General features: G+C 68.6%; 19 protein-coding genes. 9 read left to right on the forward strand and 10 right to left on the reverse strand.

Going from position 1 to position 18,662, the window contains the following annotated elements:
* Positions 1 to 184: 184 nt before the first annotated feature.
* The 3 genes from Q8Q77_RS00220 to thiS are packed head-to-tail and all read right to left on the reverse strand — an operon-like array spanning position 185 to position 1,972.
* The gene (locus tag Q8Q77_RS00220) at positions 185 to 982 is read right to left on the reverse strand and encodes an SDR family oxidoreductase (RefSeq protein ID WP_305579965.1); all 798 of its coding nucleotides are present in this window, start codon (positions 980 to 982) and stop codon (positions 185 to 187) included.
* Positions 982 to 1,770 (reverse strand): thiazole synthase, encoded by a 789-nt coding sequence (locus Q8Q77_RS00225; RefSeq protein WP_305579967.1) that lies wholly within the window; start codon positions 1,768 to 1,770, stop codon positions 982 to 984. Before Q8Q77_RS00225 ends, Q8Q77_RS00220 begins: the two co-directional genes overlap by 1 nt.
* A gap of 1 nt (position 1,771) precedes the next feature.
* Positions 1,772 to 1,972 carry a sulfur carrier protein ThiS gene (gene thiS / locus Q8Q77_RS00230; RefSeq protein ID WP_305579969.1) on the reverse strand — a complete coding sequence of 67 codons (201 nt, stop codon included), beginning with the start codon at positions 1,970 to 1,972 and terminating at the stop codon, positions 1,772 to 1,774.
* 87 nt (positions 1,973 to 2,059) lie between these two features.
* Here thiS and Q8Q77_RS00235 point away from each other — a divergent pair, with 87 nt between their 5' ends.
* The 4 genes from Q8Q77_RS00235 to aat are packed head-to-tail and all read left to right on the forward strand — an operon-like array spanning position 2,060 to position 5,047.
* Entirely contained in the window at positions 2,060 to 2,497 is a 438-nt protein-coding gene (locus Q8Q77_RS00235; protein WP_305579971.1) for a type II 3-dehydroquinate dehydratase, read from the forward strand.
* Between the two features lie 28 nt (positions 2,498 to 2,525).
* Entirely contained in the window at positions 2,526 to 3,014 is a 489-nt protein-coding gene (accB, locus tag Q8Q77_RS00240) for an acetyl-CoA carboxylase biotin carboxyl carrier protein (protein WP_305579973.1), read from the forward strand.
* Between the two features lie 4 nt (positions 3,015 to 3,018).
* On the forward strand, positions 3,019 to 4,368 hold the full coding sequence (accC, locus tag Q8Q77_RS00245; RefSeq protein WP_305579974.1) for an acetyl-CoA carboxylase biotin carboxylase subunit: 1,350 nt from the start codon (positions 3,019 to 3,021) through the stop codon (positions 4,366 to 4,368).
* A gap of 28 nt (positions 4,369 to 4,396) precedes the next feature.
* Positions 4,397 to 5,047: a leucyl/phenylalanyl-tRNA--protein transferase gene (gene aat, locus Q8Q77_RS00250; protein WP_305579976.1), complete on the forward strand. Its 651-nt coding sequence runs from the start codon at positions 4,397 to 4,399 to the stop codon at positions 5,045 to 5,047.
* Here aat and Q8Q77_RS00255 read toward each other — a convergent pair.
* Together Q8Q77_RS00255 and Q8Q77_RS00260 are read right to left on the reverse strand one after the other, a co-directional pair.
* Positions 4,987 to 5,625, reverse strand: coding sequence for a DUF2155 domain-containing protein (locus Q8Q77_RS00255; RefSeq protein WP_305579978.1), 639 nt, complete (start codon positions 5,623 to 5,625; stop codon positions 4,987 to 4,989). The genes aat and Q8Q77_RS00255 overlap by 61 nt on opposite strands.
* A 2-nt stretch (positions 5,626 to 5,627) precedes the next feature.
* Positions 5,628 to 6,023 (reverse strand): NADH:ubiquinone oxidoreductase subunit NDUFA12, encoded by a 396-nt coding sequence (locus Q8Q77_RS00260; RefSeq protein WP_305579980.1) that lies wholly within the window; start codon positions 6,021 to 6,023, stop codon positions 5,628 to 5,630.
* 172 nt (positions 6,024 to 6,195) lie between these two features.
* Between Q8Q77_RS00260 and Q8Q77_RS00265 the strand changes: the two genes are divergently transcribed.
* From Q8Q77_RS00265 to Q8Q77_RS00275, 3 genes are all read left to right on the forward strand, one after another.
* Positions 6,196 to 8,709, forward strand: a complete 2,514-nt coding sequence (locus Q8Q77_RS00265) for a ribonucleotide reductase (RefSeq protein WP_305579982.1) — start codon at positions 6,196 to 6,198, stop codon at positions 8,707 to 8,709.
* Positions 8,710 to 8,868: 159 nt separating this feature from the next.
* Complete coding sequence (locus Q8Q77_RS00270) at positions 8,869 to 9,357, forward strand: pentapeptide repeat-containing protein (RefSeq protein ID WP_305579984.1); 489 nt, start codon at positions 8,869 to 8,871, stop codon at positions 9,355 to 9,357.
* Between the two features lie 97 nt (positions 9,358 to 9,454).
* Complete coding sequence (locus Q8Q77_RS00275) at positions 9,455 to 10,363, forward strand: pentapeptide repeat-containing protein (RefSeq protein ID WP_305579986.1); 909 nt, start codon at positions 9,455 to 9,457, stop codon at positions 10,361 to 10,363.
* Positions 10,364 to 10,383: 20 nt separating this feature from the next.
* On the opposite strand, the gene aspS is transcribed toward Q8Q77_RS00275, so the two are convergent.
* Together aspS and Q8Q77_RS00285 are read right to left on the reverse strand one after the other, a co-directional pair.
* The gene (gene aspS, locus Q8Q77_RS00280) at positions 10,384 to 12,162 is read right to left on the reverse strand and encodes an aspartate--tRNA ligase (RefSeq protein ID WP_305579988.1); all 1,779 of its coding nucleotides are present in this window, start codon (positions 12,160 to 12,162) and stop codon (positions 10,384 to 10,386) included.
* A 109-nt stretch (positions 12,163 to 12,271) separates the two neighbouring features.
* Complete coding sequence (locus tag Q8Q77_RS00285) at positions 12,272 to 13,603, reverse strand: serine hydrolase (RefSeq protein ID WP_305579990.1); 1,332 nt, start codon at positions 13,601 to 13,603, stop codon at positions 12,272 to 12,274.
* Positions 13,604 to 13,849: 246 nt separating this feature from the next.
* On the opposite strand from Q8Q77_RS00285, the gene Q8Q77_RS00290 reads away from it, so the two are divergent.
* Complete coding sequence (locus tag Q8Q77_RS00290; protein WP_305579992.1) at positions 13,850 to 14,224, forward strand: response regulator; 375 nt, start codon at positions 13,850 to 13,852, stop codon at positions 14,222 to 14,224.
* Positions 14,225 to 14,313: 89 nt separating this feature from the next.
* Positions 14,314 to 14,808, forward strand: a complete 495-nt coding sequence (locus Q8Q77_RS00295; RefSeq protein ID WP_305579994.1) for an AAA family ATPase — start codon at positions 14,314 to 14,316, stop codon at positions 14,806 to 14,808.
* Here Q8Q77_RS00295 and parC read toward each other — a convergent pair.
* The 3 genes from parC to era form a co-directional block, all read right to left on the reverse strand.
* A complete protein-coding gene (parC, locus tag Q8Q77_RS00300; RefSeq protein WP_305579996.1) occupies positions 14,795 to 17,038 on the reverse strand; it encodes a DNA topoisomerase IV subunit A in 2,244 nt (747 codons plus the stop codon). The two genes, Q8Q77_RS00295 and parC, sit on opposite strands and share 14 nt — an antisense overlap.
* An 86-nt stretch (positions 17,039 to 17,124) precedes the next feature.
* Positions 17,125 to 17,856, reverse strand: a complete 732-nt coding sequence (recO, locus tag Q8Q77_RS00305) for a DNA repair protein RecO (RefSeq protein ID WP_305579998.1) — start codon at positions 17,854 to 17,856, stop codon at positions 17,125 to 17,127.
* Positions 17,857 to 17,860: 4 nt separating this feature from the next.
* A partial coding sequence (era, locus tag Q8Q77_RS00310) for a GTPase Era (protein ID WP_305580000.1) occupies positions 17,861 to 18,662 on the reverse strand: 802 nt, incomplete at its 5' end.

An 18,662-nucleotide genomic window follows, 5' to 3' on the forward strand; every position in this document is an offset into this window, starting at 1 on the left:
GCCGGGTGAGGGGGACTAAAATGCCCTTCAACGGAGGTTCGACCGGTCTGAGCAGGAGTCAAAGTCCCCCTCAGGCCCTTCGGGCCAGCTCCCCCAGAGGGGGAGCATCTAAGCTCCGCCGCATATGCGATAGCCCTGCCCCAGAAGGGGAGCATCTGGCGCACCACCCATTCCGCGACCTGGGTTAGTCCGCAGGCCGGTTGAACAAGCCGCCCGCGGCCATCTGGTCTCGCATGGCCTCGGGCGCGGCGGTGGCCATCTTGTCCATCTCGACCAGCTCCGGCGGCACGTACCAGTGCAAGGTGTCGGCGTGGTAGGCCGCCCACACCACCTTGGCGACCTCGACCGGCGGGATGGCGCGGAACAGGCCATCCTTAGGCGCATTGGCGACCGCTTCCGGCGGCAGGATCGGGGTGTCGATCAGGCCCGGCAGGACGTCGGCGACGCGCACGCCATAGGCCTTGAACTCCACCGACAGGGCTTCCGACAGCCCCTTCACCGCGTGCTTGGTGGCCGAATAGACCGCGATCCCCGCCATGCCGAAGGTGGCCGAGGACGACGAGGTGGTAAAACACAGCGAGTTGGGTGTGGCCTTGAGCAGGCCGATCCCCTCGTGGATGCCGATCAGCACCCCCATCAGGTTGACCTGAACGACGGCGATCACGTCCTCGAACGGCTGGTCGGCGAAGGGGCCGCCGCGGCCGATGCCGGCGTTGTTGAAGAGCAGATCGAGCTGGCCGCCCGTGGCCTCGCCGAAGGCGGCCAGGGCGGCGCGGTAGTCCGCGCGATCGGTCACGTCCAGCTTGCGGACGATGCAATTGCCGGCGCCCAGTTCGTCCTCAAGGGCCTTCAAGCCCGCCTCGTTGACGTCATAGCCGCCGACGAACCAACCCTCCTCGGCGAACAGCCTGGCGGTCTCGCGTCCCATGCCCGAGGCGGCGCCGGTGATGAAGATCGATTTACGGCCGTTCGCCCGGCGCATCAGATCAGCCCCGCGGTCGGCGACGACGCCTCGCCGAACACCTTCTTGGGCATGCGGCCGGCCAGGAACGCCTCGCGGCCGGCGATCACGGCGTGCTTCATGGCCCGCGCCATGCGGATCGGGTCGCGGGCGTTGGAGATGGCGGTATTCATCAGCACCGCGTCGCAGCCCAGCTCCATGGCGAGCGTCGCGTCCGAGGCGGTGCCCAGCCCCGCGTCCACCAGCACCGGCACCTTGGTCTGGTCGATGATGATCTTGAGGTTGACGGCGTTGAGGATGCCCAGGCCCGAGCCGATGGGCGCGGCCAGCGGCATGATCGCCGCGGCGCCGGCGTCCTCCAGCTTGCGGGCGAACACCGGGTCGTCGGTGCAATAGACCATCACCTGGAAGCCCTCGCTGATCAGCATCTTCAGCGCCCGCAGGGTCTCTTCCATGTCGGGATAGAGCAGGTTGGGGTCTGACAGCACCTCCAGTTTCACCAGGTCCCAGCCGCCGGCCTCGCGGGCCAGGCGCAGCGTGCGCACCGCCTCTTCGCCCGTGAAACAGCCGGCGGTGTTGGGCAGGAAGGTGAAACGGTCGGGCTTCACATGGTCGACCAGCATGGGCTGGCTGGGATCGGAGAGGTTCACCCGGCGCAGGGCCACGGTGACGATCTCCGCGCCCGCCGCCTCGGCGGCCGCGGCGTTCTCCGCATAGTCCTTGTACTTGCCCGTGCCGACGATCAGCCGCGACGTGAACGTCCGGCCGGCCACGGTCCAGGTGTCTTCCTTGTGAACCGACCCGTCCATGTCAGCCGCCTCCGATAAAATGCACGATCTCGATACGGTCGCCGTCGGCGAGCGTGATGGCGCCATAGGCCGAACGCGGCACGATTTCCAGGTTCCGTTCGACGGCGACCTTGCGCGCGTCGAGACCCAGCTCGGCCACCAGGGCGGCCAGGCTGGAGAGGCCCGAAAACGCCCGTTCCTCGCCGTTGATGGTCAAAGTCATGACGACCTCGTGAAGCGCCAAACCGCCGAATGCTTGTGACCCCCGCCGCCGACCGTTACAAGACGGCGGAATCGACGGCGGGGCCGAATGTCGAAACCGATCTATGTGCTTAGTGGACCGAACCTCAACCTCCTGGGGGTCCGAGAGCCGGAGATTTACGGAAAAGAGACCCTGGACGACGTGCGCACCCGGTGCGAGCGACGTGCGGGCGCGCTGGGCCGCGTCATCGTCTTCCGCCAATCCAACCACGAGGGCGAGCTGATCGACTGGGTCCAGGAGGCCCGTCTGGAGGCCTGCGCCCTGGTTATTAATCCCGCAGGTTACGGCCACACCTCCGTCGCTTTGCTGGACGCATTGAAAACGCTGGATATTCCCGTCATCGAGTGCCACCTATCCAACCCAGCGGCGCGCGAAGCGTTCCGCCGCGAAACCTATGTGTCGCTGGCCGCCACCGGAGTCGTCTCCGGCTTCGGCGGAGCGAGCTATGAACTGGCCGTCGAGGCCGCCGCGGGCCTCGCCCGCTAGGTCTCAAACCAAGCTTAAGGATTATCATATGGCTAGCAGTCCCAAGGCTCCTGCCGATCCGATCGACGCGCGTCTGGTGCGCAAACTGGCCGACATCCTCACCGACACCGGCCTCTCGGAAATCGAAGTCGAGCGTGACGGACTGAAGATTCGCGTCGCCAAGACCCTGACCGCCGCCCCAATCCACTACGCCGCGGCGCCCGCGCCGACGGCTCACGCGGCCCCCGCCCCCGCGCCGGCCGGCGAAGCCGTTCACGCCCCTGCGGCGGAAGCTCGCAGCAAGGGCGACACGGTCAACTCGCCGATGGTGGGCACGATCTACCTGCAGCCGCAGCCGGACGCGCCGTCCTTCATCAAGGTGGGCGACACCGTCACCGTCGGCCAGACCCTGATGATCGTCGAGGCGATGAAGACCATGAACCCCATACCCGCGACCAAGGCCGGCAAGGTGGTGGAGATCCTCGTCGAGGATGGGCAGCCGGTCGAGTTCGGCGAACCGCTCGTCGTCGTCGAGTAGGACGATGTTCGAGAAGATCCTCATCGCCAATCGTGGCGAGATCGCCCTGCGGGTCCACCGGGCCTGCAAGGAAATGGGCATCTCGACGGTGGCGGTCCACTCCGAGGCCGACGCCGGCGCCATGTGGGTGCGGCTGGCCGACGAGAGCGTTTGCATCGGTCCGGCCCCGGCGGCCAAGTCCTATCTGAACATCCCCTCGATCATCGCCGCGGCGGAGATCACTGGGGCTCAGGCGATCCATCCCGGCTACGGCTTCCTCTCGGAAAACGCCCGGTTCGCCGAGATCGTCACCGCCCACGGCTTCACCTTCATCGGCCCCAAGGCCGAGCACATCAAGATGATGGGCGACAAGATCACCGCCAAGCAGGCGGTGAAGGACGCGGGCATCCCTGTGGTCCCCGGCTCCGACGGCGCCGTGACCACTGAGGAGGAAGCCTTCGCCGCGGCAAAGGAGATCGGCTTCCCGGTCCTCATCAAGGCCGCCGCCGGCGGCGGCGGGCGCGGCATGAAGGTCGCCCAGAACCAGGACGAACTCTACGAGGCGGTCTCAACCGCCCGCGCGGAGGCCCGGGCGGCCTTCGGCGACGACGCGGTCTATATGGAGCGCTACCTCCAGACCCCGCGCCATATCGAGCTGCAAGTCATCGCCGACAGCTTCGGCAATGTCTGCCACCTGGGCGAACGCGACTGCTCGCTGCAGCGCCGTCACCAGAAGGTGCTGGAGGAGGCCCCCTCCCCGGTCATCGACGCCGCGGCGCGCGCCAAGATCGGCAAGGTGGTGGTCGATGCGGTCAAGGCCATCGGCTATCTCGGCGTCGGCACCATCGAGTTCCTGTACGAGAACGACGAGTTCTTCTTCATCGAGATGAACACCCGCCTGCAGGTGGAGCATCCGGTCACCGAGGCCATCACCGGCATCGACCTGGTCCGCGAACAGATTCGCATCGCCGCCGGCATGCCGCTGTCCTTCAAGCAGGAGGACGTGGTCTTCGAGGGCCATGCCATCGAGTGCCGGATCAACGCCGAGAACCCGAAGACCTTCATTCCGTCGCCAGGCCTGGTCACCGACTTCCACGCCCCGGGCGGCCTGGGCGTGCGCCTGGATAGCGCGCTCTACGCCGGCTATTCGGTTCCGCCGTATTACGACAGCCTGATCGGCAAGCTCATCGTCCACGGCCGCGACCGCGAGGAGTGCATCGCGCGCCTCAACCGCTGCCTGGGCGAGATGGTGGTGGGCGGCATAGAGACCTCGATCCCCCTGTTCCAGGACCTGCTGCAACAGCCCGACATCCTGGCCGGCAAGTACGACATCCACTGGCTGGAACGGTGGATGAAGGCGCAGGAAGAGGCCTAGGACCCATGCGCGCCGCGGTCCTCCGACCATGAGCGGCAGGTTCGGGGCGCGCGAACTGCTCGACTGCTATGCCCGCGGCGTCTTTCCCATGGCTGACGCGCGGGAGGACGAGCGGGTCTTCCTGATCGATCCCGAGAAGCGCGGCGTGATGCCTCTGGCCGGCTTCCATGTCGGCCACAGGCTGGCCCGGACCGTGCGCGCCGAGCCCTTCGAGATCCGGGTCGACACCGCCTTCGCACAGGTGGTGGAACTATGCGCCGCGGCGACGCCAGGCCGGACCGAGACCTGGATCAACGGGGCGATCGAGCGGCTCTACGGTGACCTGTTCGAGATCGGCCACGCCCACAGCGTCGAGTGCTGGAAGGACGGACGGCTGGTGGGTGGCCTCTACGGCGTGTCGCTGAGCGGCGCCTTCTTCGGCGAAAGCATGTTCTCGCGGGCCACGGACGCCTCGAAGGTGGCCCTGGTCCACCTCGTCGCGCGGCTGATCGCCGATGGCTTCGTGTTGCTGGACGCCCAGTTCATGACCGAGCATCTGCGCCAGTTCGGCGCCGAGGAGATCCCGCGCGCGGAATACCGCCGCCGGCTCGCCCGGGCCCTGACCCGCGAACCCCGGTTTCAGCGCAGCGCGGTCGGTGGCGGCGCGGCGGCCCTGCAGGTGATCAGCCAAGCGTCGTAGATCGGGTGCTCCAGGGGGTTCAGCCCCGGCGAGGCGGCGTACATCCAGCCCCGGAAGGCCTGGCGCGGCGGTGGCACCGGCTTGCCCGGCGCGGGGCGCGGCTGCGATTCCACGATGAGGTGAACCATGGAGTCCTCCACCGCCTCGTCCTCGGCGGAGCGCTCGCAGGCCCTCACCGTGAAGACCAGGTTCTTGTAGCGCACCGGTCGGCCGACGGCGGCCTCGAAGCGCATGGATTCGGCGGTCACCTTGTCCAGCGCCTGGATCACGGCGATGTCGTAGCGCGCGCGCTTGATCGCCGCCTCGGTAGGCTTGACCGCAACCTGGGCCTTGGGCGGCGGGGCCGGCGCGACCTCGGCGGCCTCGATGTGCGGGGTGGCGACGGGCGCCGGTGCGCTCACCTGGGCCGGCGGCGCCTCCTCGGCGGGGGCCGCGCCCGGATTGGGCGGCGGCACGGCCAGCGGCGGCGGTTGCAAGGGCGTCGGCGCCGGGGCCGGGGCCGGCTGGGCCACGACGACGCCCGCCGCGGCGACCGCGCTCAGGACCGCAAGGCCCGCCAGGATCGAACGCCGCGCCATGACTATTCCGGCCGCCAGGCCTCGTAGTCGCCGGTCGCCTTCTGGCGCTCGCCGCCACGGGCGATGGAGCCTTGCGGGCGCCACGCGTGCACGGTGCCGGTCAGGTTGGGGATATGATCGCGCTCCCAGGCCTGCCGCTTCAGCGGCTCGACGGTCGGCGGCTCCTCGAAGGTGTGGTGCAGCCAGCCATGCCAGTCGGGCGAGACCTTGGAGGCTTCCGCATAGCCCTCGAAGATCACCCAGCGGCGCTTGCGGCCGTCATAGGAGTCCTTGGTGTCCTTGGCCTCGTAATAGCTGTTTCCGTTCTCGTCCTTGCCGATGAAGACGCCACGGCGGCCCACGGTGAAACGGATGCCGATGGTCGCGCCGTTCCACCAGGTGAAGATTTTCTTGAGCACGTTTGGGAGTTCCGGACAGAGCTACGAAGCGGGCGGACTATAGGTCCCGCGCCCCGAGGCGTCCAGCGACCCAAGCGTCGCAATATGTTGGGGATGGCTAGGGCCGCGACCGCAACATCTATTGCCCGACAGGGCGGCTCTGCCTAGACTCCAGGCTCGGGAGAACCACCAAATGCGTAGTGAGACGGCGAGGATCGAGCGGCGGCTTCTGGAGCGCGCCTCGAGCGTCGCCGAGGTCCTGGCCCCCGCCGCCTGGACCGACGCCAGGGTCGAGGCCTGGCTCGACTGGCTGGACGAGACCTCCGACCTGCCCGCCGCCCTCTTCCGCTACGCCGAAGGCCTGGTCCAGGCCGGCGACGTGGCCGGCCTGTTCGACTCGGCCCGCGCCCGCGGTGGCTTCCGACGGGACCTGGGCGCGGCCATGCTGTCGGGCCAGATGGCGATTTCCGCCCCCCGGCTCGGCCAGAGGATGCCCTTGGTCCAGCCCGCCGACAGCGACTTCGCCGGCGCCCTGGTCACCCTGCGGGCCGAGCATCGCGGCCGGGCCATGGCGCGCGCGGCGGTCCGCGAGCTCACCGCCCGGCTGCAGGCCGTGATGGACAGCGTTCTGCGCTGCGAGGGCGACCCCGCCGCCTGCGCAGATCCCCGCGCCAACGCCAGCCTGGCCCGCGCCGCCGAGGCCGCCCGCTCGGCCGGCGCCACGGACGCCATGATCCTCGACGCCATCTCGCTGGCCCGGGCGGGCGAGCACGACTGGTCGTCGGTCGATCCCCGGTTCAGCGACGTCGACGGCCTGGAACTTGTCTGCGTGGCGGGCGAGGAGCCCGATCCCCGCGTCGCGGTCGCGGCCTGGGAGACCGGCGCGGTCGCCGCGGCGTTCTCCCCCGAGGCCGGCCAAGCCGTCGCCCGCGGCTGGGGCGGGGTGCGCGGCGCGATCAATGTGCTGGCCTTCGGGGCCGGACAGGACTTCGACGCGCCCGGATTCGACGCCGCCGTCGCCCTGCTGGCCACCGGCCTGGCCGCGGCCGCCGACGACCGGCCCGCGGCTCTCGGACTTGCGGGCCTCGCCGACTGGCTGGTGGCCCAGGGCCTGGCCTACGACTCACCCGCCGGCCGCGCCGCGGCGCGCGACCTCTATCGCCGGGCGAGCTCGGCCCTGATCTCCAGCGGCGTGAAGCTGAGCGGTGGCCTGGCCGTCTTCGATGACCCGGAACTGGCCCTGCGGCTGGGCGGAGTCGGCGCCTCGGCCGCGCCCTGGCTCGGACCGGTCACGGTGGCCGAGACCGAGGACGGGGCGATCGCCCGCGTGTTGTCCGAGGCGAGTCTGCAGGGGCTGACCGTCCTTGGCGGCGACCTCGCCCAGGCTCGCGCCCATCTGCTGGGCCGGCTGGACCTCTCCGAGGCGCCGGGCGTCAGCCACGCCGCCCTACACGCCAAGGGGTTCACCGACCACGAGATCGCCGCCGCCGAGGCCGCCCTGCCCTTCGCCGCGCATCTGTCCGACGCCTTCGCCGCCATCGACGCCGGGTTCCTCTGCGACGTCCTGGGGGCCACCGACGCCGACCTGGCTGATCCTGCCTTCGACGTCCTGGTCCTGGCCGGCTTCACCGAGGCCGAGATCGCCCAGACGGAGGAGCACGCCCTGGGCTCCGGCGCCCTGGCCGACGCCGAGTTCCTGACGCCCGCCCAGCAGGCGGTGTTCCAGACCGCCGACGACCTGGGGCCCGTCCCCTATTTCGCCCTGCTGGCCGCCTTGCAGCCCAGCCTCGCCCTGCCGGCCATGCCCGACCTGGAGCTCGAGTGGGACACCGCCCCCGGCGATGCCCGCGCCCTGATGAGCGCCGCGGCCCGCGCCGGGGTCGCCGCCATCCGCGTGCGCCGTGCGCCGCCGCCCGCCGACCTGTCGCTGGACCTGCCCAGGGCCTCCGAACCGCCGCCCCGCGCGGCCCGCGACTTCGGTCCCGAGGCCCAGGAGCGCCCGGCCCAGGAACGGATCGTCGAGCGCATCGTCGAGCGCGATCGCACCCGCCGTAAGCTGCCCGACCGGCGCAAGGGCTATATCCAGAAGGCCGCGGTCGGCGGTCACAAGGTCTATCTGCACACCGGCGAATACGACGACGGCGAGCTGGGCGAGATCTTCATCGACATGCACAAGGAAGGCGCGGCCTTCCGTTCGCTGATGAACAATTTCGCCATCGGCATCTCCATTGGGCTGCAATACGGCGTGCCGCTGGAGGAGTTCGTGGACGCCTTCGTCTTCACACGGTTCGAGCCGGCCGGCCCGGTCACCGGCAATGACTCGGTGCGCTCGGCGACCTCGATCCTGGACTACATCTTCCGGGAGCTGGGCGTGTCCTATCTGGCGCGCGACGACCTGGCCAACGCCGATCCGGACGAGTTGAACGCCGACGGCCTGGGCCGCGGCGCGCTGGACGAAGGCGCTGAACAGGCCGGCGAGCCCCAGCCGGCCAGCCATTTCATCTCCCGCGGCTTCGCCAGGGGCGCGGCGCCCGACAACCTCGTCTTCCTGCCCAGCGCCAAGGAACGCGGCCAGCCGCCGAACGCCCTGGAAGCCGATGTCTGCGCCGCCTGCGGCGACGTCGCGGTGGTCCGCAAGGGCGCCAGCCTGATCTGCGAAACCTGCGGAACCCGGGCCGACACCCACGGGGGCGACATGACCGGCTAAGCGACAGCGCCCTTCTCCCCTTGCGGGTGAAGGGACGTGAAGGGACTCAGCCAAGACCGTTTCATCAGAGCCCGAACCGAGCCCGAGGCCCTCTTCACGATCAATCAGGTCTTAAAGCTTGGCCTGTACAGAGTAGCGGTCATCGGGTCGGAGACCGCCATGAAACCGCCGGTAGTGATCGTGGGCCTCGCCCTCCTGGCGGCCGCCGTTCCGGCCGCGGCGCAGAACAAGGGCCAGATCGGCCAGGCCCAACGCGGCGCGAGTTGCCCCAAGTGCAATCTGTTCCAGGCCGACTTCACCGGACTGGAGGTCCAGAGCCGGAATTTCGCCGGCGCGCGCCTGCGCCAGTCCGACATGTCCCTGGCCGTGATGAACCGCACCAACTTCGCCGGGGCCGACATGCGCGACGTCGAGGCCTATGGCGCGGTGCTTTCCGGCGGAAATTTCACGGGCGCAGACTTGACCAACGCCAGCCTTGTCGGGACCTATCTCGCGGGGGCGAATTTCGCGGGAGCCAAGCTGGACGGGGCCAATTTTTCCGGGGCCAGCCTGAACGGCGCCAAAGGTTTGTCTCAAGCGCAATTGAACCGCGCGTGCGGCGATTCCTCGACCGGCCTGCCGCCGGGCCTCCGCATCCCGCAATGCTAGAGCGACCGGCTAAGTTGCTGAGAATTACCGCGAATTAAGTAGCCTATTGAGGCCGGGCCGGGCACATCATCTGCTCATGGATCGTAGTACCCGAACCTTGACGCCCCGACTCGCCGTCCTGATGGCCGCGCTCGCCGCCTCCGCCGCCCTCTCACCCAGCATGGCCAGCGCCGCGATCGGCGACAAGGACGTCGCCCGCATGGTGTCGTTCGGCGGCGCCTGCAGCCGCTGCGAGCTCTCCGGCCGTAAGCTGGCCGGGGCCCATTTCATGGGCGCAAACTTCTCCGGCGCGGCCCTGGTGGGCTCCGATCTGCGCGAGGCGCGGTTCTTCGGAGCCAATTTCGCCGGCGCCGACCTATCGCGGGCCGACCTTTCCGACGCCGAGATGGTGGGCGCCAACTTCGCGGGCGCCACCATGACCGACGCGCGCCTGCGCTCTGTGGAAGCGCGCGGCGTCAACTTCGCCGCGGCCAACCTGGTGCGGGTCGATATGCGCGACGCCGAGGCCCCCGGCGCCAACTTCGCCAAGGCCAATATCTCGTCGGGCCGCTTCCAGGGGACGTCGCTGGGCGGCGCCAACTTCGTCAAGTCCGACGCGCGCGGCGCCAGCTTCCGCGACGCCGAACTGACCGGCGCCACGATGTCCTACGGCCGCTTCGATCAGGCTTCGTTCCGCGACGCCGACCTCGACCGCGCCAATCTTAGCGGCGCGAGCTTCGTCGGCGCGGACTTCCGCGACGCCAGCCTCGACAACGCCAATATCACGGGCGCCGACCTCTCCCGGACCCAGGGCCTGGACCAGGACCAGCTCGACGAGGCCTGCGGCGACGCCACCACCAAGCTGCCGGCCGGCCTGGCAGCCAGGACCTGCAGCCGCAAGCTGCGCTTCGTCTCGGGCCGCGGTCCGGTTCCGGCCGTGCGCGCCGTGCCGGCTGTCCCTGCGCCGCCCGCCCCGCACGCGCCGGCCGCACCGCCCGCCCCGCGCTATCTGGTCATGCACGACTAGGCCGCTAAGCGGCCCGCCGATCAGACCTTGATCGGCGGCGCCAAGCGGATGTGCAGTTCCTTGAGCTGACGCTCCTCGACCTCCGAGGGGGCGTTCATCAGCAGGTCCTGACCCTGCTGGTTCAGCGGGAAGGCGATCACCTCACGGATGGCCGTCTGGCCGGCCAGCAGCATGACGATCCGGTCGATGCCGGGCGCCAGGCCCCCGTGCGGCGGCGCGCCATGGCGGAAGGCGTTCAGCATGCCGCCGAACTGCTCCTCGACCACGTTGGAGCCGTAGCCGGCGATCTCGAAGGCCTTCAGCATCAACTCCGGGCGGTGGTTCCGGATCGCGCCGGAGCAGAGCTCATAGCCGTTGCAGACGATGTCGTACTGGTAGGCCAGGATGTCGAGCGGATCCTTGGTCAGCAGGGCCTCCAGCTCGCCTTGCGGCATCGAGAACGGGTTGTGCGAGAAGTCGACGTGGTTCGTCTCCTCATTCATCTCGAACATCGGGAAGTCGACGATCCAGACGAACTCGAAGCGGTTCTCGTCCACGAGCTTCAGGTCGGTCCCGACCTTGGTCCGCGCATTGCCGGCGAACTTGGCGAACACCTTCGGGTCGCCGGCCGCGAAGAAGGCCGCGTCGCCGGCGCCAAGGCCAAGTTGGCCCATCACCGCGCCGGTGGCGTCGGGGCCGAGGTTCTTGGCGATCGGACCGCCCCAGGCGCCCTGGTCCTCGCTCCAGAAGATGTAGCCGAGGCCGGGCTGACCCTCGCCCTGGGCCCAGCTGTTCATGCGGTCGCAGAAGGCGCGGCTGCCGCCCTTAGGCGCCGGGATCGCCCAGACCGCGTTCTTCTCGTCCTCGAGGATGCGGGCGAACAGGCCAAAGCCGCCGCCGCGGAAGCGCTCGGAGACGTCCTGCATGATCAGCGGGTTGCGGGTGTCGGGCTTGTCGGTGCCGTACTTCTGCATGCTCTCGCGGTACGGGATTCGCGGGAACGGATAGGGCGTGACCGGCTTGCCGTCGGCGAATTCCTCGAAGACGCCGTGCATGACCGGCTCGATGGCCGCGAACACGTCCTCTTGCGTCACGAAGCTCATCTCGACGTCGAGCTGGTAGAATTCCAGGCTGCGGTCAGCGCGCAGGTCCTCGTCGCGGAAGCAGGGCGCGATCTGGAAATAGCGGTCGAAGCCCGAGACCATCAGCAGCTGTTTGAACTGCTGGGGCGCCTGGGGCAGCGCGTAGAACTTGGTCGGATGCAGCCGCGAAGGCACCAGGAAGTCGCGCGCGCCTTCCGGCGACGAAGCCGTCAGGATCGGCGTCTGGTACTCTAGGAAGCCCTGGCCGATCATGCGGTTGCGGATCGAGTGGATGACCTTCGAGCGCAGGACGATGTTCTTGTGCAGGGTCTCGCGGCGCAGGTCGAGATAGCGGTGCTTCAGCCGGATCTCTTCGGGATAGTCGGGCTCGCCGAAGACCGGCAGCGGCAGCTCGGCGGCTTCCGACAACACCTCGACGGAACGCACACGCACCTCGACCTCGCCGGTAGGCAGGTTGGCGTTGATGGTCTCGGCCGAGCGGGCCACCACCTCGCCATCGATGCGGATCACGCTCTCGGCGCGCAGGCGCTCGATGACGTCGAAGCCGGGGGTCTCCGGGCTGATGACCAGCTGGGTCAGGCCGTAGTGGTCGCGCAGGTCGATGAAGACCAGACCGCCATGGTCGCGCTTACGGTGGATCCAGCCCGAAAGTCGGACGGTCTGACCCGTGTCGGCGGCGCGCAGAGCGCCCGCGGTGTGGCTGCGGTAGGCGTGCATTTGGAGTCGCTTGGGCTCTGAAAATCGAGGCGCGGAAGGGCGCATGTAGGCCCCCGAAAGTCAAGGCGAGGCGCCGGCTCCATGGGCCGGCGCCATGCTTGGATGCTCCCTACTTCGCTGGATCGACCAAGGCCTGGTAGACCAGGGTGCGCGACAGGCCGCCCAGGTCGCCCGTGCCGCCGTAGTGCTGGATCATTCCGACGAAGATCACGTCGTTGGTGGGATCGATCCAGAACCAGGTCCCGGCCGCCCCGCCCCAGCTCATGGTCCCCTTGCCTTCCAGGCTGCCGGCCTTGCGCGGATCGTTGACCACCAGGAAGTCGAGGCCGAAGCCCACCGACTCGTTGAAGAACGACGCCGCCGAGCCGTTGGAGGTCACCAGGGCCGCGGCTGGGATCTGGTTGGTGCCCATCATCTCCACCGAGGCGGGCGACAGGATGCGCACCGCGTCCAGTTCGCCGCCATTGAGCACCATCTGGGCGAAGCGGGCGTAGTCGGCGGTGGTGCCGACCAGGCCGCCGCCGCCCGACTCCATGAGCGGCGGCTTGGTGAAGTCCTGCACCTGGGCGTTGGTCGGGCCGACGACGGCCTCGACGATCTGCTTGGTCTTGGGATCCTCGCCATAGACCGCGGCCAGGCGCGAGACCTTGTCGGCCGGCGTCATGAAGGCGGTGTCGTTCATCTTCAGCGGCTTGAAGATGCGGCTGTCCAGGAAGGCGCCCAGGGGCTGGCCCGAGAGCTTCTCGATGATCGCGCCCTGCAGGTCGACGGCCACGCTGTAGGACCACCGCTCGCCGGGCTGGAACAGCAGCGGCAGCCCAGAGACCTTGGTGGTCATTTCCGGCAGGCCGTTGGACCCCAGCACCCGCTGGTCTTGATACATCTTGTCGACGGGATGGCGATCCGACAGCCCATAGCCGAATCCGGCCGTGTGGCTCATCAGCTCGCGCATGGTGGGCGCGCGGCGGACCGGCTCCAGGATCGGCTTGCCTTGGGCGTCGAGGCCTTTCCAAACCTTGAGGTCCTTCAGCTCCGGCAGAAACTTGCTGACCGGGTCGTCCAGCCGCCACTTGCCTTCCTCGAACAGGATCATCATCCCCACGCCGGTGATCGGCTTGCTCATCGAGTAGATGCGGAAGATGGCGTCCTTCTGCATCGGCTGACCCGTGGCCAGGCTCATCTTGCCGTAGGTGTTGGCGGCCACGACCTTGCCGTGGCGCGCCAGCAGGGTCTGCATCCCCACCACGCGGCCGCTGGCCACGGCCTGCGCCATGGCCGCGTCCAGCTTCTTCAGGCGCTGGCTGTCGAAGCCCACGGATTCAGGACTGACCGCCGGCGACAGCGCCGCGCTCCTGGCCTGGGCATAGGCCGACGGCGCGACCGACAAACTGAGCGTGGCGAGCGCGAAGGCGGTCGCGAGCAGATGGCCGCGGCGCGTCATGGTGTATCCCCCCGGTTTTGTTGTTGGCTCAAGCTTACGCCGCGAGCGGAAGGCGGCAAGATGCGCCGGACCTAATCTTCGAAAAGGCGCGCCGCCTGGGCCCGATCGGAGCCTGAAAGAATAGCGATAGTGTTCAAATATAGGTTCAATTTGGATCCACAGGCGTTCAGTATTCAAAACTAATTTCCGGTTGATTGGAAACATTATCGGCCTCACGGGTTGTATACCCCGAGGGGTCAACCCGACATGTTCAATCGCAAGATCCTATTCTGCGACGACAACTTCCTATGCAATTTAGACACCTGCGAGGTGCTGCGCGGCTGCGGCTTCGTGGTCATGACGACCTATTGCGCCTCCGCAGCGTTCGAAGTCATCGCCAAGCACGACCAACTGTCGGCCCTGGTGACGGACATAGACCTGGGTCCCGGCCCGGACGGGTTCGAGATCGGGCGCCGCGCCCGGGCCGCCCATCCCAACCTGCCGGTCGTCTATATCTCCGGATCCGCGGCGGCGCGCCACGCCCTGGAAGGGGTCGAGGGCTCGACGTTCCTGTTCAAGCCGTACGAACCCCGGCAACTGATCGCCGCGCTGAATCGCGCGATTCGTCTCAAGGCCGCCTGAGTGCTCTACGGTGTCACCCTGGTCCTGGGGCTGGCGGCCGGCTGATAGGCGGCTAGACTGGGTCGGTCGCCGATCCGCTGAGCCCGCCCTTGACCCGCATCGTCATCCTCGGCTGCGCCGGCAGCGGTAAGACCACCCTGGCGCGGCGACTGGCAGAGCAAGCCGGCGCGCCGATGATCTGCCTGGACGAGATCTGGCGGCCTGATTGGGGCAAGGACGACACCCCGCGGTTTCGCGCCATGATGGCGACGTCCCACGCCGCGCAGACCTGGATCAGCGACGGCAATTTCGCGCTGGTCACCTTCGACATCCGACTGCCCCGCGCCGACCTGGTGATCTGGCTGGACCGATCGCGCCTCGCCTGCGCCTTGCGCGCCGCGACCCGGGTGCTTCAGCCCGGTCAGCACCACCGGCCGAGCAATCTTCTCGAGGTGCTGCGGTTCATCTGGCGATTCGACCGCATCAATCGCCCGCGCATCGAGGCCGCGCGCATCGAGCACGGCGCGCATGCGCCGGTCATCCGCCTGCGAAACGACCGGGAGATCGCCGCATTCCTGCAGGCTTGGCGCCCTACTTCGGCCTGAACCGCTTGCTGGTCGGAAAGCCCTTGGGCGCCAGCTTGCCGGCCGCCGCGCGCTTGGCCAGCCAGTCGCGCCACTCGCCCCAGACCCGGGTGCGGCCGGCTGTGTCGATCCACGTCGCGCCCTCCTCGGCCTTTAACACGATGGCGTCCCGCAGGCCGCCCTCGCGATAGGACTGCAGCTTGACCCCCTTGCCACGCGGCATCTCCGGCAGCTCGGCCAGGGGGAAGATCAGGATTTTGCCGTTGTCACCGACGACGCCCAGGTGGTCGCCCGTGGCCGGCATGGCAAAGGCCGCGCCCTTGGCGCCGGCGTTCAGCACCTGCTTGCCCGCCCGGCGGAAGGAGATCGCCTCCTCCTCAGGCAGGATGAAGCCGTAGCCTTCCTTCGAGGCGATGACCCGCCGGGTCCCCGGCTTGTGGGGGAAAACGTCGACGATGGCGGTCTTGTCGTCCAGATCCAGCATCAGCCGCAGCGGCTCTCCATGACCGCGGGCGGAGGGAAGCTTGTCGCACGGGATGGTGAAGAACCGGCCGTCGGACGCGAAGATCAGCAGCTTGTCGGTGGTCTCGGCGGGCACCACGAAGCCGTGCTTGTCGCCTTCCTTGTATTTCAGCTCCGAAGGGTCTTCGACGCGGCCCTTGGCGGCGCGGATCCAGCCGCGGTCCGACAGGATCACCGTGATCGGTTCGCGCACGATCATCGCCTCGATGGCCGCGTCGGCGTCGACCATCGGCGCCTCGGCGAAGATCGAGCGGCGGCGGCCAAGTTCGGTGTCGGGCCCCAGCACCTTGCGGACCGCCTTCAGACCCATGCCGACCAGCTTCCATTGCTGTTTGTCGGAAGCCAGCATGGTCATCAGGCCGTCGCGTTCCTCGGCGAGCTCGGCGTGCTCCCGTCGCAGCTCCATCTCCTCCAGCTTCGCCAACTGGCGCAGACGGGTGTTGAGGATGGCGTCGGCCTGGAGCTCGGAAAGCTCGAAGGCCTCGATCAGCTTGGCCTTGGGATCGTCCTCGTAACGGACCATCCGGATCACCTCGTCCAGGTTGAGGTAGGCGATGACCAGGCCGTCGAGGATATGCAGCCGGGCCTCGATCTTGGCCAGCCGGTGGCGGGCGCGGCGCACCAGCACCTCGCGGCGGTGATCCAGGAAGGCCTGCAGCGCCTGGCGCAGGCCCATGACGCCGGGCGAGCCGCGGGCGTCCAGCACGTTCATATTGACCGGGAAGCGGGTCTCCAGCGCCGAGAGCTTGAACAGGCTCTCCATCAGCACCTCGGGCTCGACGTTGCGGCTCTTGGGCTCGAGCACCAGGCGCACGTCCTCGGCGCTCTCGTCGCGCACGTCGCCCAGCAGCGGCGCCTTCTTGTTCTCGATCAACTCGGCCAGCTGCTCGACCAGGTCGGCCTTCTTCACCTGATACGGGATCTGGGTGACGATGATCTGATAGGTCCCGCGGCCGGTCTCTTCCTTCTCCCAGAAGGCCCGGACGCGCACGCCGCCCCGACCCGTGGCGTAGGTCTCGATGATCGAGGCCCGAGGCTCGACGATCACGCCGCCGGTCGGGAAGTCCGGCCCCTGGACGTGTTCCACCAGCGCCTCGGTCGAGGCCTCCGGATTGTCCAGCAGCATCAGGCAGGCGTCGATCAGCTCGGCGGCGTTGTGCGGCGGGATCGAGGTGGCCATGCCCACGGCGATGCCGCTCGAGCCGTTGGCCAGCAGGTTGGGGAAGCCGGTCGGCAGGACGACGGGTTCGTCGTCCTGGCTGTCATAGGTCGGCTTGAAGTCGACGGCGTCCTCGTCGATACCGTCCAGCAGCAGCATGGCCGCAGCCGTCAGCTTGGCCTCTGTGTAGCGCATGGCCGCGGGGTTATCGCCGTCGATGTTCCCGAAGTTCCCCTGGCCGTCGACCAGCGGGTAGCGCTGGGAGAAGTCCTGAGCCATGCGTACCAGGGTGTCGTAGATCGACTGGTCGCCGTGCGGGTGATAGCCGCCCATCACCTCGCCCACGACCTTGGCGCACTTGCGGGCGGCGTTCTCGGGGTTCAGGCGCATCTCGCGCATGGCGTAGAGCACGCGGCGCTGCACGGGCTTGAGGCCGTCGCGCACGTCGGGTAGCGCCCGGTCGGTGATCACCGAGAGCGCGTAGGCGAGATAGCGCCGCGACAAGGCCTCCGTCAGCGGCTCGTCGATGATGCGGGCGCCGTCGCCGGGTGGCTGGGTATGAACTGTCATGTCGAATCGGACCTAGAACCTTGCCTCTGTTCTAGCGGCAGCCGCGCGCGCCGTCCCCGCGACGCAACGACTCTTCACAGGGATCTCTACAGGCGATCGGCCTCGTTCAGCCGGTCCACCAGCCAGACCCGCGCCGGCGGCAGGGGACGGTTCAGCGGGCCGAAGACGAATAGCTCCAGGAAGTGGGCCGTCAGGTCGAGACCCGCGCGCACGTCTCCCTCCGATAGCCCGCCCTGGGAGGAAAGCATGAAAGGCGGCAAGGCCAGCAGACGGTCCTTGTACGGCTCGCCCGCTGCTCGGCTGACAGCGCGCCCGGTGCGCGGGCTGACATAGATCAGGTCGTCCACGGCGCCGGTGGAGGCGCACTTGGAGAGGTCCAGGCCAAAGCCCAGATCCTGCAGCAGCCCCGCCTCGAAGCGCACGAAGATCGCCGGCCAGATGTCGGGCGCCAGCAAGGATTGGGAAAGTGCCTCGAAGGCGAGGAAGGCCCCGGGATGTGGCTCGCGCTCCGGCAGGGCGGCGGCGGCCACAGCGGCGGCGGCCGACAGGCCCGCCAGGGCCAGCGGATCGTCGAACAGGGCCGAGGGCCCCTCGCCCACCGGCTCAAGCGCCGCCGAGCCGAGTTGGTCCGAGACCCGCGACCGGTACTGGACGATCACCCGCGCCCCGGCCTGCAGGAAGGGCTTCATGCGCCGCGACGCGCCCCCGGCCACGTGGGCCGCGTACTTGCCATGCCGCGCGGTCAGGATCTCGACGATCGCCCCGGTCTCGCCGTGAACGCGCGCCGACAGGACATAGGCGTCGTCTTCGAATTCCATCGCGTCAGGCGTCGAAATCCAGGCCCACATCGCCGTAGAACTCGCGCTTGTCGGCCCAGCGCTCATCGACCTTCACGTGAATGAACAGGTGAACGGGCCGGTCGAGCAGTTCGATCAGCTCCTCGCGGGATTTCTGGCCGATCCATTTGAGGGTCTGGCCGTTCTTGCCCAGGATGATCGGGCGCTGGCTCTCGCGCTCCACATAGATCTGCTGCTCGATGCGCACCGAGCCGTCCTTGCGTTCCTCGAAGGCGGTGGTCTCGACGGCGGCGGCGTAGGGCAGTTCCTCGTGCACCCGCAGGAACAGCTTCTCGCGGGTGATCTCGGCGGCCAGCAGGCGGGCCGGCAGGTCGGCGGTCTGTTCCTCGGGATAGAGCCAGTGGCCCTCGGGCATCAGGCCCGCCAGGCGCGCCTTCAGGTCGTCCACGCCCTGGCCGTCGGCGGCGGAGATCATGAAGACCTCGGAATAGACCCCGGTGTCGAACAGGCGCTGCGACAGGCCCAGCAGGCGGTCGCGGCGCATGCCGTCGATCTTGTTCAGCGCCAGTATGGCCTTCTTGCCGGCCTTCTTGAGCCCTTCGACGATCGACTCGACGTCGATGGCCGAGCGCTTGTCGGCCGACTTGGCGCCCGGTTCGGCGGCGGCCAGCTCGGCCACGGAATCCACCAGGTGGACGATGCAGTCGGCCTCCTGGGCCCCGCCCCAGGCCGAGCGGACCATGGCCCGGTCCAGCCGGCGGCGCGGCGCGAAGATGCCGGGGGTGTCGACCAGGATGATCTGGGCCTCGCCGGCCATGGCCACGCCC

The organism is Phenylobacterium sp. (assembly GCF_030698145.1).
Taxonomy (GTDB): Bacteria; Pseudomonadota; Alphaproteobacteria; order Caulobacterales; family Caulobacteraceae; genus Phenylobacterium.